Source organism: Staphylococcus ureilyticus, from assembly GCF_002902235.1.
Classification (GTDB): domain Bacteria; phylum Bacillota; class Bacilli; order Staphylococcales; family Staphylococcaceae; genus Staphylococcus; species Staphylococcus ureilyticus.
The window spans coordinates 81,572-93,207 of record NZ_PPRL01000012.1; the positions used below are offsets into that span (position 1 = coordinate 81,572).

At 33.2% G+C, this 11,636-nt stretch carries 14 protein-coding genes and 1 pseudogene; 5 read left to right on the forward strand and 10 right to left on the reverse strand.

From position 1 onward, the window contains the following. Positions 1 to 146 precede the first annotated feature (146 nt). Both CD150_RS01875 and CD150_RS01880 read left to right on the forward strand, forming a co-directional pair. A complete protein-coding gene (locus CD150_RS01875; RefSeq protein WP_046207525.1) occupies positions 147 to 1,463 on the forward strand; it encodes a Na+/H+ antiporter family protein in 1,317 nt (438 codons plus the stop codon). 29 nt (positions 1,464 to 1,492) lie between these two features. Further along, complete coding sequence (locus CD150_RS01880; RefSeq protein WP_046207526.1) at positions 1,493 to 1,873, forward strand: PaaI family thioesterase; 381 nt, start codon at positions 1,493 to 1,495, stop codon at positions 1,871 to 1,873. A 125-nt stretch (positions 1,874 to 1,998) separates the two neighbouring features. Here the strand turns inward: CD150_RS01880 and CD150_RS13865 are convergent, their stop codons facing one another. Then, positions 1,999 to 2,121, reverse strand: a complete 123-nt coding sequence (locus CD150_RS13865) for a hypothetical protein (protein WP_256633924.1) — start codon at positions 2,119 to 2,121, stop codon at positions 1,999 to 2,001. 48 nt (positions 2,122 to 2,169) lie between these two features. Here CD150_RS13865 and CD150_RS13670 point away from each other — a divergent pair. After that, a pseudogene (locus CD150_RS13670) lies at positions 2,170 to 2,357 on the forward strand (transposase); the annotation flags it as partial. Positions 2,358 to 2,503: 146 nt separating this feature from the next. Here CD150_RS13670 and CD150_RS01885 read toward each other — a convergent pair. The 9 genes from CD150_RS01885 to kapB form a co-directional block, all read right to left on the reverse strand. Next, entirely contained in the window at positions 2,504 to 3,649 is a 1,146-nt protein-coding gene (locus tag CD150_RS01885) for an NAD(P)-binding domain-containing protein (RefSeq protein WP_073342681.1), read from the reverse strand. Between the two features lie 127 nt (positions 3,650 to 3,776). Then, on the reverse strand, positions 3,777 to 4,133 hold the full coding sequence (locus CD150_RS01890) for a Na+/H+ antiporter subunit G1 (RefSeq protein WP_064209455.1): 357 nt from the start codon (positions 4,131 to 4,133) through the stop codon (positions 3,777 to 3,779). Beyond that, a complete protein-coding gene (locus tag CD150_RS01895) occupies positions 4,111 to 4,404 on the reverse strand; it encodes a Na(+)/H(+) antiporter subunit F1 (RefSeq protein ID WP_046208018.1) in 294 nt (97 codons plus the stop codon). Before CD150_RS01895 ends, CD150_RS01890 begins: the two co-directional genes overlap by 23 nt. Continuing rightward, positions 4,404 to 4,883 carry a Na+/H+ antiporter Mnh1 subunit E gene (gene mnhE1 / locus CD150_RS01900; RefSeq protein ID WP_070657792.1) on the reverse strand — a complete coding sequence of 160 codons (480 nt, stop codon included), beginning with the start codon at positions 4,881 to 4,883 and terminating at the stop codon, positions 4,404 to 4,406. The genes CD150_RS01895 and mnhE1 overlap by 1 nt, the downstream gene beginning before the upstream one ends. A 1-nt stretch (position 4,884) precedes the next feature. Next, complete coding sequence (locus CD150_RS01905) at positions 4,885 to 6,381, reverse strand: Na+/H+ antiporter subunit D (protein WP_046208020.1); 1,497 nt, start codon at positions 6,379 to 6,381, stop codon at positions 4,885 to 4,887. Beyond that, positions 6,368 to 6,715, reverse strand: a complete 348-nt coding sequence (gene mnhC1, locus CD150_RS01910) for a Na+/H+ antiporter Mnh1 subunit C (RefSeq protein ID WP_040030166.1) — start codon at positions 6,713 to 6,715, stop codon at positions 6,368 to 6,370. The genes CD150_RS01905 and mnhC1 overlap by 14 nt, the downstream gene beginning before the upstream one ends. Beyond that, the gene (locus tag CD150_RS01915; RefSeq protein WP_080760407.1) at positions 6,715 to 7,143 is read right to left on the reverse strand and encodes a Na(+)/H(+) antiporter subunit B; all 429 of its coding nucleotides are present in this window, start codon (positions 7,141 to 7,143) and stop codon (positions 6,715 to 6,717) included. The genes mnhC1 and CD150_RS01915 overlap by 1 nt, the downstream gene beginning before the upstream one ends. Then, entirely contained in the window at positions 7,124 to 9,541 is a 2,418-nt protein-coding gene (locus CD150_RS01920) for a Na+/H+ antiporter subunit A (RefSeq protein WP_073342678.1), read from the reverse strand. The genes CD150_RS01915 and CD150_RS01920 overlap by 20 nt, the downstream gene beginning before the upstream one ends. Positions 9,542 to 9,669: 128 nt before the next feature. Then, positions 9,670 to 10,050 (reverse strand): sporulation phosphorelay system protein KapB, encoded by a 381-nt coding sequence (kapB, locus tag CD150_RS01925; protein ID WP_046208023.1) that lies wholly within the window; start codon positions 10,048 to 10,050, stop codon positions 9,670 to 9,672. A 67-nt stretch (positions 10,051 to 10,117) separates the two neighbouring features. Between kapB and CD150_RS01930 the strand changes: the two genes are divergently transcribed. Together CD150_RS01930 and ygs are read left to right on the forward strand one after the other, a co-directional pair. After that, complete coding sequence (locus CD150_RS01930; RefSeq protein WP_046208024.1) at positions 10,118 to 10,714, forward strand: peptidylprolyl isomerase; 597 nt, start codon at positions 10,118 to 10,120, stop codon at positions 10,712 to 10,714. Positions 10,715 to 11,142: 428 nt separating this feature from the next. Continuing rightward, the gene (gene ygs, locus CD150_RS01935) at positions 11,143 to 11,544 is read left to right on the forward strand and encodes a S1 domain-containing post-transcriptional regulator Ygs (protein ID WP_046208025.1); all 402 of its coding nucleotides are present in this window, start codon (positions 11,143 to 11,145) and stop codon (positions 11,542 to 11,544) included. Positions 11,545 to 11,636: the final 92 nt, after the last annotated feature.

The window sequence follows — 11,636 nt, forward strand, 5'->3', positions numbered from 1 at the left end:
TTTTTAACCTTATATCACAAGGTTGGCAGATTAATGTTTCATATTTTATCTAAATATCAAGATAGGATTGACAATTTGATAAGCAATTGTTATTATAAATCTCGTGATACTTTAGTTCGATAACGTAATAAAGGAGTTGTGCTTTTGTGATAAATGCAGTTGTTATAGCAGTGGTACTGATGATTGTACTCTGTTTATGTAGATTAAATGTTGTTATAAGCTTATTTATCAGTGCACTAGTTGGTGGCTTAATCGCAGGTATGAGCGTCACAGACATTGTATCTGTATTTGGTAAAAATATTGTTGATGGCGCAGAAGTGGCATTGAGCTATGCTTTACTAGGCGGGTTTGCTGCGTTGATTTCTTATAGTGGTATTACTGACTATTTAGTAAATAAAATTATCAATGCTATTCACGCGGAAAACAGTAAAATGTCACGTATTAAAGTTAAAGTGATTATTATCGGTGCCCTCTTAATTATGAGTGTAATGAGCCAAAACTTAATACCTGTACATATTGCATTTATCCCAATTGTGATACCACCATTAATAAGTTTGTTCAATGAACTTAATATAGATAGAAGACAAATTGCTATTATCATTGGCTTTGGTTTATGTTGGCCATACGTATTATTGCCATATGGTTTCGGTCAGATTTTCCATCAAATCATTCAAAGCGGATTTTCTAAAGCAGATCATCCAATTGAAATGGGCATGATATGGAAAGCGATGCTGATTCCTTCATTAGGCTATATTGTTGGCTTAATTGCAGGTATTTATTATTATAGAAAACCTAGAAAATATTCTGAACATAAAGATATTAAAGATATGAGTGAAATTGAAATTAGACCATATGTTCTCATAGTAACCATTATTTCTATTATTGCTACGTTTTTAGTACAAATGTTCACTGATTCTATGATATTTGGGGCTTTAGCTGGTGTGCTTGTATTCTTCATCTCACGTGCATACAAGTGGACTGAGTTAGACCAAAAATTTGTAGATGGTATTAAAATTATGTCATTTATAGGTGTCGTAATCTTATCAGCAAATGGATTTGCAGGTGTAATGAATGAAACAGGAGATATCGGTAATTTAGTAAGTGGGCTTAGCGATGTTATTGGTGAGAATAAATTATTTAGTATTATTGTCATGTACATTATTGGTTTGGTCGTAACATTAGGTATCGGTTCATCATTTGCTACAATACCTATTATTGCAACGTTATTTGTGCCATTAGGTGAATCTTTAGGATTAAGTACTATGGCATTGATTGCGTTGATAGGAACAGCAAGTGCATTAGGTGATTCAGGATCACCTGCAAGTGATTCAACATTAGGACCTACGGCAGGTTTAGATGTTGATGGTCAACATGATCACATTCGTGATACATGTATTCCAAACTTTGTTTTCTATAACATTCCTCTAATTATTTTTGGAACAATAGCGGCTATGATATTATAAATCTAAGAATAAAAAAAGAGGTGTCTTAAATGGCAAATATGCTTGATGCTTTAAAGATAAAGGTAGAGCGACAAGAACATGGACTTATGGTTATGTCCATGCCAGTAACAGATGAAGTGAAACAACCATTTGGCTTTTTACATGGTGGGGCGAGTTTAGCGCTCGGAGAAACAGCATGCTCTATGGGGGCTGCTGAAATCATTGACACAGAGCATTATATTCCCCTAGGTTTAGAAATGAATGCGAATCATATAGGTTCGACAACTGAAGGGACAATATTTGCGACTGCTACAATCATACATGAAGGTAGTACGACTCAAGTTTGGAACATAGATATCAGAGACCAAAATGATAGATTGATTTGTGTAATGAGAGGAACCGTTGCTATTAAACCACGTAAACGGCAATGAGCAATTAAAGTATTAGATTAGTGATTTTTATTTTAATGATTAACATGTATTCAAGATAATTATTATTACATGTAAACTATATATGAGCTTGGGATAAAAACCTATAAAAATAGCACGCAGATGATTTAATTAATGCATCTGCGTGCTTCTTTGTTATTCAATATTTCGTATGGTTGTCTCGCTTTCTTAGGGGCAGCTTCAGATTGTCTTGTTTCCTCAATCGACACGCCAAAATACAATGTATTCATATGTCATTTCACATTAAAATACTTTAAAAACAAGGTCTTATATTAACCAAAATGATGTTAATAATTATTCTACATGCATACACCAATCTGTATACACTGATCGTAAAATAGAAAAAATGCTTAATAATCGTATCTGAATGATGTAGCTCTCACAAAATCAAACACCTTTTTATAAAACAATGAATCGTTTTAAAGTAAATCTTAAAGTAGATGTCTTATTAGTATCTTTATTTCTTGGTATTAATGGTATTTAATATGAGCAAAGTAGCAACTCAATGAGTTAATTATTATTTCAATTGAAATTGGCTTTTTCACATGTCCAAGAACTTTATGTCCCAGATTCTTTTGAATATGTTTATTTGTTGTTAAATATATCTTATGTTCAATACGGTTTTTTTGATAATACAGCAGTTGCAATTTTTGCTGCTGCTTCACGGCCACCCATGATGTTGCGAGCAAAGGGACCGAGTTCTAAATCTGCTAGACCACCTGTGACGAATAAATTCGGTAACCATTCTAAATGAGATGAAATAGAAGGCAGTCCCGCGTCTGACACAGGTGCATTAAAATTTTTAACGAGCTGCTTGATAATTGGTTGTTGCATTAGTGTATCTTCGAAACCTGTGGCTAATACTACGCTATCATAGAACATACAATATTGTTCTGTACAAATATGATGATGATGTATATCTTTTAATTCATTGATATGCATTATTAATTTACCTTGCTTCATGTGTTTTTTGAGCCTCAATGCTAATTCTTTAGGCATAGAACCTTTATGGCGCTCTTTTTGAATGATTTTCAGTTTGGTTTTAGAGTCAGTTAATGCACTAAAGTTTGACATTTTTTTGGGACCTAACCAACCTGGATCTGCGTCGAAGTCATGTACGTCAATAACTTTATTTGTCCAAAGATGAATGACTGATTGCGGTTGATGTTGTAGTAATTTTAGAGTGACATGTGCTGCAGAAATCCCACTTCCGACGACATGAGAAGTTTGTTTATGTAAATTTAATCGTGAATCAAAAATATGATATACATCTGGTGTATGTTTAAAGTTATGTGGAATATAGGGTACGTGATTACAACCTGTTGCAATCACCAAGTAATCTGATGTAATCCAATTGTGTTGTGATAATTGTACATGCCATTGTTTTTGGTTGAAGCTGATTTTATTAGCAAAACCGACAATATGGTTCTTGTTCAAATTGAATTTATGTAATAGATGGTGAATATGGTCTATAAATAACGCTCGATTTGGTCTTTTATACGGTCCATAACTGGCATTAATATATTGATGACATTTAGCAAATTGATTTAAATGAAAGGGATTAGGATGTATATGGTGGACACACGGCGAACGTAAATAAGGCATTTGAATGCGTTGAGTATAATCCTCGAATTGCTCGCATAAACTTTGATGTGGATCAATAATTGTTAGTTCGTGGTCTTTGATACCTATGGATTTTAATTTTATTGCGATTGTAACTGCTTGGATACCGCCACCGATTATGGTCCAAGTAGACATATTTTCAGCTCCTTTTAAAACGTAATAATTACGATTTAATATATCATCACACACCGAATTTAGCAATCATTAATTTTATAAAATAAAAAACGCATCCCAGTTAATTGGAATGCGTAAGTTAATGACTTTACAATTTTGTATCTTTTAGGTCTTTTTGTATATCATCACGTTTTGTTCTTTTGGAAGCGGGTGTTCTCAAATTATATGCGGATTTAATAATAAGGTGACTTGCTAGTGGACCTGTTATCAGAATAAATAATATTCCAATAAGTAATTGCATATTTACGTAACCTTCACGCCCGATGAAATATAAGAAAACACCACTTATAAGTAACATTGCTCCCAATGTAGCAGCTTTACCAGCAGCATGTGCGCGCGCATATACGTCATCTAAACGCAAGAGGCCAATCGCAGCTAGTGCACTTATGAGTGAGCCAAGGATAACTAAGATAAGCGCTATGCTAATGATGATCGTTGTTATCATGTTCAATCACCTTACCTTTATCCATATATTTTGCAAACACTGCGGTTCCTAAAAATGCTAAAATACCAATTAACAAAATAGCAACCATCATATATTTAGTACCTAAGAAAATACTAAATAGTGCTACAATTGCCATTAATTGGATACCCATTGCGTCGAGTGCCACAACCCTATCCGCAAGAGAAGGGCCGATAATGACACGAACAAGCATACCAAACATTGACAATGTTACGATAACTAATGCCACGATTAATATTACGTTGTAGTTCATTAATATTCGCCTACCTCTCTTACCACTTTTTCAAGTGATGATTTAATACTTTCTATTTCTTCTTCCTTAGTACTAAAATCAATACTGTGAATGTATATTTTTGTGCGATCATCACTAATGCCTAGAACAATTGTGCCTGGTGTCAGTGTAATCAAATTTGATAACAACACAATTTGCCAATCTTTTTTTAAATCGGTCGGATAAGTAAAAAAGGCGGGTTCGTTGTTGATTTTAGGCTTAGTTACAATTCTAATAACATCAATATTTGCTTTAATCAATTCTACTAAAAACACGATAAATAATTTAATGATTTTATAAATAGTAATAATATAAAATCTACCGGGTAAGACACCGCGCATTAGGAATACTAATAAAAGACCAAAGATATAACCTAAAAGGAAATTATTAAATGTATAACTGCCGGTAACGAATAGCCAAAACACAGATAAAATTAAATTTACTAATATTTGAATTGCCATACTATTTACCCCCCAATACGCTGTCTATATATACACTAGGATTATAGAATGTTTCAGCAGCATCTTTTATGATTGGCTGTAAAAAGTCAGCGGATAGGCCAAATATTACTGATATGGCAACTGCGATAATAGCTACTGTTAAGATACCTTTGTACTGCAGTTTAGGATTGACTTCATAACCTTCAGATTCACCGAAGAATCCTTTTAAGAAAATACGAATAACAGAGTAAAGTACGACTAAACTAGATAGTAATACGATTATACCGCTTAGATAAAATCCTTTTTCGAAAGTAGCTTGAACGATATAGTATTTACCATAAAAACCACTTAACGGCGGAATACCGGCTAAACTTAAAGCAGCGATAAAGAAAGACCAACCTAATACAGGATAATGTTTGATTAAGCCACCATATTTGCGTAAATCGTGTGTTTTGGTAATTTTATACATCACACCAATTAAGAAAAATAGTGCTGCTTTAATCAACATATCGTGTAAAGTATAATAAATTGCGCCCATCATGCCAGCCTGATTCATCATTGCTACGCCTACTAAAATGACACCAACAGCAATCATAATATTATAAATGATAATTTTTTTAGTATCAAAGTAGCTTACTGCACCCACACAACCAAAAATAATTGTAAGTAAGGCTAAGAATAGAATGGTGTACAGCGAAAAATTAGAGGAATCGCCAAAGAAAAGGCTTGCTGTTCTAGCTATTGCGTAAACCCCAACTTTTGTTAACAATGCACCAAAGAAAGCGATAATTGCTATAGGTGGCGCATAATAAGCACCTGGTAGCCAGATATACATTGGAAACACACCAGCTTTTGTAGCAAAAACAAAGATGAACATAATAAATATAATACTGATAATTCCTTTGTCTTGTGTTGATAGTTGGCTTAATTTTTCACTGATATCTGCTAAATTCAATGTACCGACGACAGAATAAAGCATTGCAACGGCTATAACAAAGAAAGCAGAAGATGTCACATTCACAAGCACATATTTTATCGTTTCACTCAATTGAACTTGTGTGCCACCAATAACTAATAAAATATAAGATGCCATTAAAAATACTTCAAAGAATACGAAAAGGTTGAAAATATCACCAGTTATAAATGAGCCTATAACACCTGTGAGCATAAACATTATGGCAAAATAATAATAATATGTTTCACGTTCGATACCTACTGATTGATATGAATATAAGATAATCAACATTGTTACAATTAAACTTGTAATCACAAGTAAGATACTAAAAATATCTGTAACAAAAACAATACTATACGGTGCATCCCATGAACCAAGCTCGAGTTTTATAGGTCCATCTCTGAGAACATTCTTTAGATTTATAAAAGCAAAAATTAATGTAACTGCAGTACCTGTTAATGCAACGTAGCGTTTAATTTTAGGGCGTTTACCAATAAAAATTAATGCAATAATTGTTAACATTGGTATGACAAGTAATGAAATAATAAGATTACTCTCTATCATTATCTAGCACCCCTTTCATGCTTTCTACGTTGTCTGTACCTAGTTCTTTATAGCTTCTAAAAGCCAATACTAAGAAAAAGGCTGTTACTGAAAATGAAATTACAATTGCTGTTAATATGAGTGCTTGTGGAATTGGATCCACATATGAAGTGAACCCTTTTTCATAAATAGGGACTTCACCTTTTTTAAGACCACCCATCGTTATTAAAAATAAATTAGCTGTATGTGTTTGTAATGTAGTCCCAATAATGATGCGTATCAAACTTTTAGAAAGAATGAGATAGACGCTCATTGCAGTGAGAATACCACAAACAAAAATCATCACTATTTCCATTACTCATTCTCTCCAATCGCTAATATTATAGTCATTATTGTGCCAACCACCGCACATAAAACACCTAAATCAAAAAATGTGGCAGTGTGCATTTCTATAGGTTTTAAAATACCTAATGGAATTTCAAAAGGTGTATGCGTAAAGAAGTTTTTATTGTATAGCCAACTCGCCATCGGTGTAGCTAAACAAAAGAACAACCCGATACCAATGAGTTTTTTGAAGTCCCATGGGTATATTTTACGCATCGTTTTAATATCATAAGCAACAGCTACAATCACAAGTGAACTTGATAATAGTAAGCCACCGACGAAACCGCCACCAGGTGTATAATGTCCTGTTAGAAATAGGTGTAAACCAAACATAACGATTAAGAAGAAAATCACAATGGCAGAGTATTGGAATATTAAATTATTTTTCTGTCTTTTCAATGTGAGTTCCTCCTTCATCATTTGGTTTATTTTTATAACGAAGTTTAATCATTGTGTAAACACCTAATCCAGCAATACCTAATACTGAAGATTCGAATAAAGTATCCGTACCACGGAAATCAACTAGGATAACGTTGACCATGTTTGTACCATGAGCTAAATCATATACATGCGCTTTATAAAATTCTCCAATTGAGCCAAAGTGTCTATTTCCGTATGTGATTAAACCTAATACTGTTACAACAGTACCAGCACCGATGGCAATCAAAATATTCAGCCACTTATATGAAGTGGACTCGTTATGTCGATTTAGATTTGGTAAGTGATAGAAACATAATAAGAACAATGCAGTAGAAATAGATTCTACAACAAATTGCGTCAGCGCTAAGTCTGGCGCACCAAAGAAAATAAAGAAGATTGCTACTGCATAACCTACTGCACTTGCCATGATAATACTGAATAGACGTGAGCGAGCAAAAATAATCATTGAAGCTGCCGTAATAATAATGACTACGATGATCAATTCGAATGGTCTGATTTCACTAACATCTTTAAAGTTAACACTGAATGGTGTTACTAATAACGTCACAAGTGTAATTACGATTAAAGACGCAAAAATAATTAATAAGTTATTACGTGTAAATCCAGTAACATAAGTGTTGGTAAATTGACTAGAATAGCCTGGGAATACCGTTCCAACTTTATCATACCAATAATTGATTGTTAGTTTTGTAGGTTGTGCTTTTAATAAACTAATCCAATAACCAAAGCTAAATATTAACAATATACCAGCTACATAAATACCCAATGTGGAGAAAAAGGCTGGTGTAAATCCATGGAACATATGAAACTCAGCTGTTGCATTTGTATTATTACTGATTGCGTTGACAGCTGGTTCAATAATCGTACCTGTCAATATTGAAGGGAAGAACCCAAAAACAATGACGAGTAGTGCTAAAATACCTGGAGAGATTAGCATTAATTTTGAAACTTCATGAGCTGATTTTGGTAAACTATCTGGTTTATAACTACCTAAGAATATTTGACCAATAAATCTAACTGCATAAACAAAAGTGAATACGCTACCCAAAATGGCTACGATAGGTATGAGTATGCCAATACTATTTAAACTGAAGATATTAGCATGTGTAACTTCAATCATACTTTCAAGAAATTTCTCTTTAGATAAGAAACCATTAAACGGTGGAATACCCGCCATACTCAATGATGTAATTAATGTAATCGTAAAAGAAATTGGCATGATTGTTACTAAGCCACCCAATTTATTGACATCACGTGTTCCTGTACTGTGATCAACAGCACCAGTTACCATAAATAATGCACCTTTAAATGTAGCGTGATTTATAAGGTGAAACACAGCCGCTGTAAACGCAGCAACATAAATTTGACTATCTGCACCTTCGAAATGATAACTTACTGCCCCGATACCTAACATTGACATAATCATGCCTAATTGTGAGACAGTTGAAAAAGCTAAAATGCCTTTTAAATCTTGTTGTTTTGTGGCATTCAAAGATGCCCAGAACAGCGTGATTAAGCCGACTGCAGTAATCGTCCAAATCCAACCTTGAGAAAGTGCGAATATTGGTGTCATACGAGCAACTAAGTATAGACCAGCTTTAACCATCGTTGCAGAATGCAAGTAAGCACTAACGGGTGTCGGTGCTTCCATAGCATCCGGTAACCAAACGTAAAATGGAAACTGAGCTGATTTAGTCATTGCTCCAATGATTACAAAAATCATAGACAATATAAAGTAAGGGCTTGTCTGAATTTCAGACGCATGATTGATGAGCGTTTGAATACTGGTAGAATTACCTGCAAGTGATAGTAAAATAAGGCCACCTAGCAGAGAAAGACCGCCCAAAACAGTTATGAGCATTGATTTTTGTGCACCATAAATAGATGCTTGTTTTGTTCTCCAAAATGAAATGAGTAGAAAACTTGAAAATGAAGTTAGCTCCCAAAACAGATATAAGATAATGATATTATCTGATAATACGACCCCTAACATGGCACCCATAAAAAGCAAAAGGTAACAATAAAAATGACCCAATTGCTCTTGTCGACTTAAATAACTAATGGAATATAATACAACCAAGCTTCCGATACCAGTTATTAATAAACTGAATAATAAGCCTAAGCCATCAACGTATAAATCGAAATTCATGCCAAAATGAGGCATCCAATTTGCTTTATGTACTACGTTTTCACCTGACATTGTTGTCGAAATGATTGATATAAAATATATAAATAAGACGACGGGGATAGGTAACACAAACCATCCTAAATGTATCCGCTTATGTATGCGATATACAATTGGAATAATGAGTGCAAATATTAACGGTAATAACACCGCTATATGTATCAAACTCATTATTTTATCCTCCTTTTAAAAATAGTATAAGGTCATTATACATGAATAAGACTATTCTGAAAAACCACGCTAACCCTTGTGGAGCTTTAATTTTAAGTTTGTTTTAAATAAGAAGAAACACGGTATTTTTATTCAAAATTTTGTTTGTATTGAATTGAATAATCTTTTTTTAATTGTGCTAAATTAGCAAGTGAGTATTGTGCAAATTCGGTATTTTCTTCTTTTAATTTGTTTTCTAAATTCGTAATGGCAAATTGTAAAGATTGTATATAATCCAGTTCTTCTACATTAAAAGGTCTAAGTTTGGATTTTGAAGTATAGCGCTTTTCAAATTGACTTAAAGCTTTGCGTTCGTGAAAAAAGACATTGTTCGTTTCGTTTGGGTGATGTAAGTCTCCTTGTTTTGGATGTTTAATGACCTGTTCAATTTGAACAAGTACTTGATTGCCATCTTCTTCTATAATAGATACACCATAACTTCCAGTTTTATGTGCAAAACGATATAACATAATTCAATACACTCCTCATTTTATGTTAGTATACATATATCATCTTAACATGAAATGGAGAATAAAAATGTCGAACTATCCTCAGTTAAATTCAGAAGTAAACGAAAATGAAATAAAAATGGTTATGCATACAAATAAGGGTGATATGACTTTCAAATTATTGCCTGATATTGCGCCTAAAACTGTAGAAAACTTTGTTACACATGCAAAAAATGGCTATTATGATGGCATTTCTTTTCATCGAGTAATCAATGACTTCATGGTACAAGGAGGCGACCCAACAGCAACTGGTATGGGCGGTGAAAGTATTTATGGAGGTCCGTTTGAAGATGAGTTTTCACTAGAAGCATTCAACTTATATGGTGCTTTATCGATGGCAAATTCTGGACCGAATACGAACGGTTCACAATTCTTTATTGTTCAAATGAAGGAAGTTCCAGAATCTATGCTTAGCCAACTCGCAGATGGTGGTTGGCCAGAACCGATTGTGAAGGCTTATGGTGAAAAGGGTGGTACACCTTGGTTAGATCAAAAGCATACTGTTTTTGGTCAATTATTAGAAGGTGAATCTACATTAGAAGATATTGCGGCTACTAAGGTAGGGCCACAGGATAAACCTTTACATGATATCACGATTGATTCAATAGATATTATTGAAAAATAAGGTAAAATAAAGTTTGAAAGATGGTGAACTCTAGCAAGGATTTAACCATTTTTAAATTGTTTTTAAATACCTGTTATATTAAAAATAAAAAATGTTTAAGAGGTTGAGACAAATTCATTGTTTCAGCCTCTTATTTTATTTTGACAGTTTTAGTTATCTCTGTGGGAGCGTGATAGTGTAATATATTCAATTAAATACCATTATAGGCAAAAACTTAAGAATTTTTATTTTGAAAGCATTGATGCAAGTAACAGTTCTTGGGAATGGTTTAAAAGCCTTTGTATAGTGAGATATAAGTGAAATTCAATCCGTGGTTGTGTAGCTTGATTTTTGATAAATCGTGAAATTTTTCTAGGTAATATTAGTACCATTGAATGATTTATGCTATTATGAACATGTTAAGTAAAACGAATTAAGGGGTTATCACGTTGAATAATCACTATAAAGTAGGTCAACATATCAAAGTTCGTGTGACTGGTATTCAACCGTATGGCGCTTTTGTAGAAACCCCTGACAATACTGAAGGATTAATCCATATTTCTGAAATTATGGATGATTACGTCCATAATTTAAAAAAGTTTTTATCGGAAGGACAAATTGTAAAAGCAAAAGTCATTTCAATTGATAAAGAAGGAAAGTTAAATCTTTCTTTAAAAGATAACGACTATTTTAAAAATTATGAGCGTAAAAAAGAAAAGCAATCAGTATTAGATGAAATTAAAGAAACCGAGAAATATGGGTTTCAAACAATTAAAGAACGCTTACCGGTTTGGATTAAACAGTCCAAAAACGCGATAAAAGATGAACAGTCATCTTTTAAAAAACACTAACATTTTATTTTAAGATGTTAGTGTTTTTTATTTATAAGCTAAAATTTATTGGAAGAGTAGCAATATAAAATCTGTCTCTTATACACATCTGA

What these genes read in the sequence shown, in the direction of transcription:
- CD150_RS01880 (WP_046207526.1), top strand. Translation starts at nt 1,493, where the DNA reads ATGGCAAATATGCTTGATGCTTTAAAGATAAAGGTAGAGCGACAAGAA.
- CD150_RS01930 (WP_046208024.1), top strand. Translation starts at nt 10,118, where the DNA reads ATGTCGAACTATCCTCAGTTAAATTCAGAAGTAAACGAAAATGAAATA.
- CD150_RS13865 (WP_256633924.1), bottom strand. Translation starts at nt 2,121, where the DNA reads ATGAATACATTGTATTTTGGCGTGTCGATTGAGGAAACAAGACAATCT.
- CD150_RS01895 (WP_046208018.1), bottom strand. Translation starts at nt 4,404, where the DNA reads ATGAACTACAACGTAATATTAATCGTGGCATTAGTTATCGTAACATTG.
- CD150_RS01905 (WP_046208020.1), bottom strand. Translation starts at nt 6,381, where the DNA reads ATGATAGAGAGTAATCTTATTATTTCATTACTTGTCATACCAATGTTA.
- mnhE1 (WP_070657792.1), bottom strand. Translation starts at nt 4,883, where the DNA reads ATGGCAATTCAAATATTAGTAAATTTAATTTTATCTGTGTTTTGGCTA.
- CD150_RS01890 (WP_064209455.1), bottom strand. Translation starts at nt 4,133, where the DNA reads ATGATAACAACGATCATCATTAGCATAGCGCTTATCTTAGTTATCCTT.
- mnhC1 (WP_040030166.1), bottom strand. Translation starts at nt 6,715, where the DNA reads ATGGAAATAGTGATGATTTTTGTTTGTGGTATTCTCACTGCAATGAGC.
- CD150_RS01885 (WP_073342681.1), bottom strand. Translation starts at nt 3,649, where the DNA reads ATGTCTACTTGGACCATAATCGGTGGCGGTATCCAAGCAGTTACAATC.
- CD150_RS01920 (WP_073342678.1), bottom strand. Translation starts at nt 9,541, where the DNA reads ATGAGTTTGATACATATAGCGGTGTTATTACCGTTAATATTTGCACTC.
- kapB (WP_046208023.1), bottom strand. Translation starts at nt 10,050, where the DNA reads ATGTTATATCGTTTTGCACATAAAACTGGAAGTTATGGTGTATCTATT.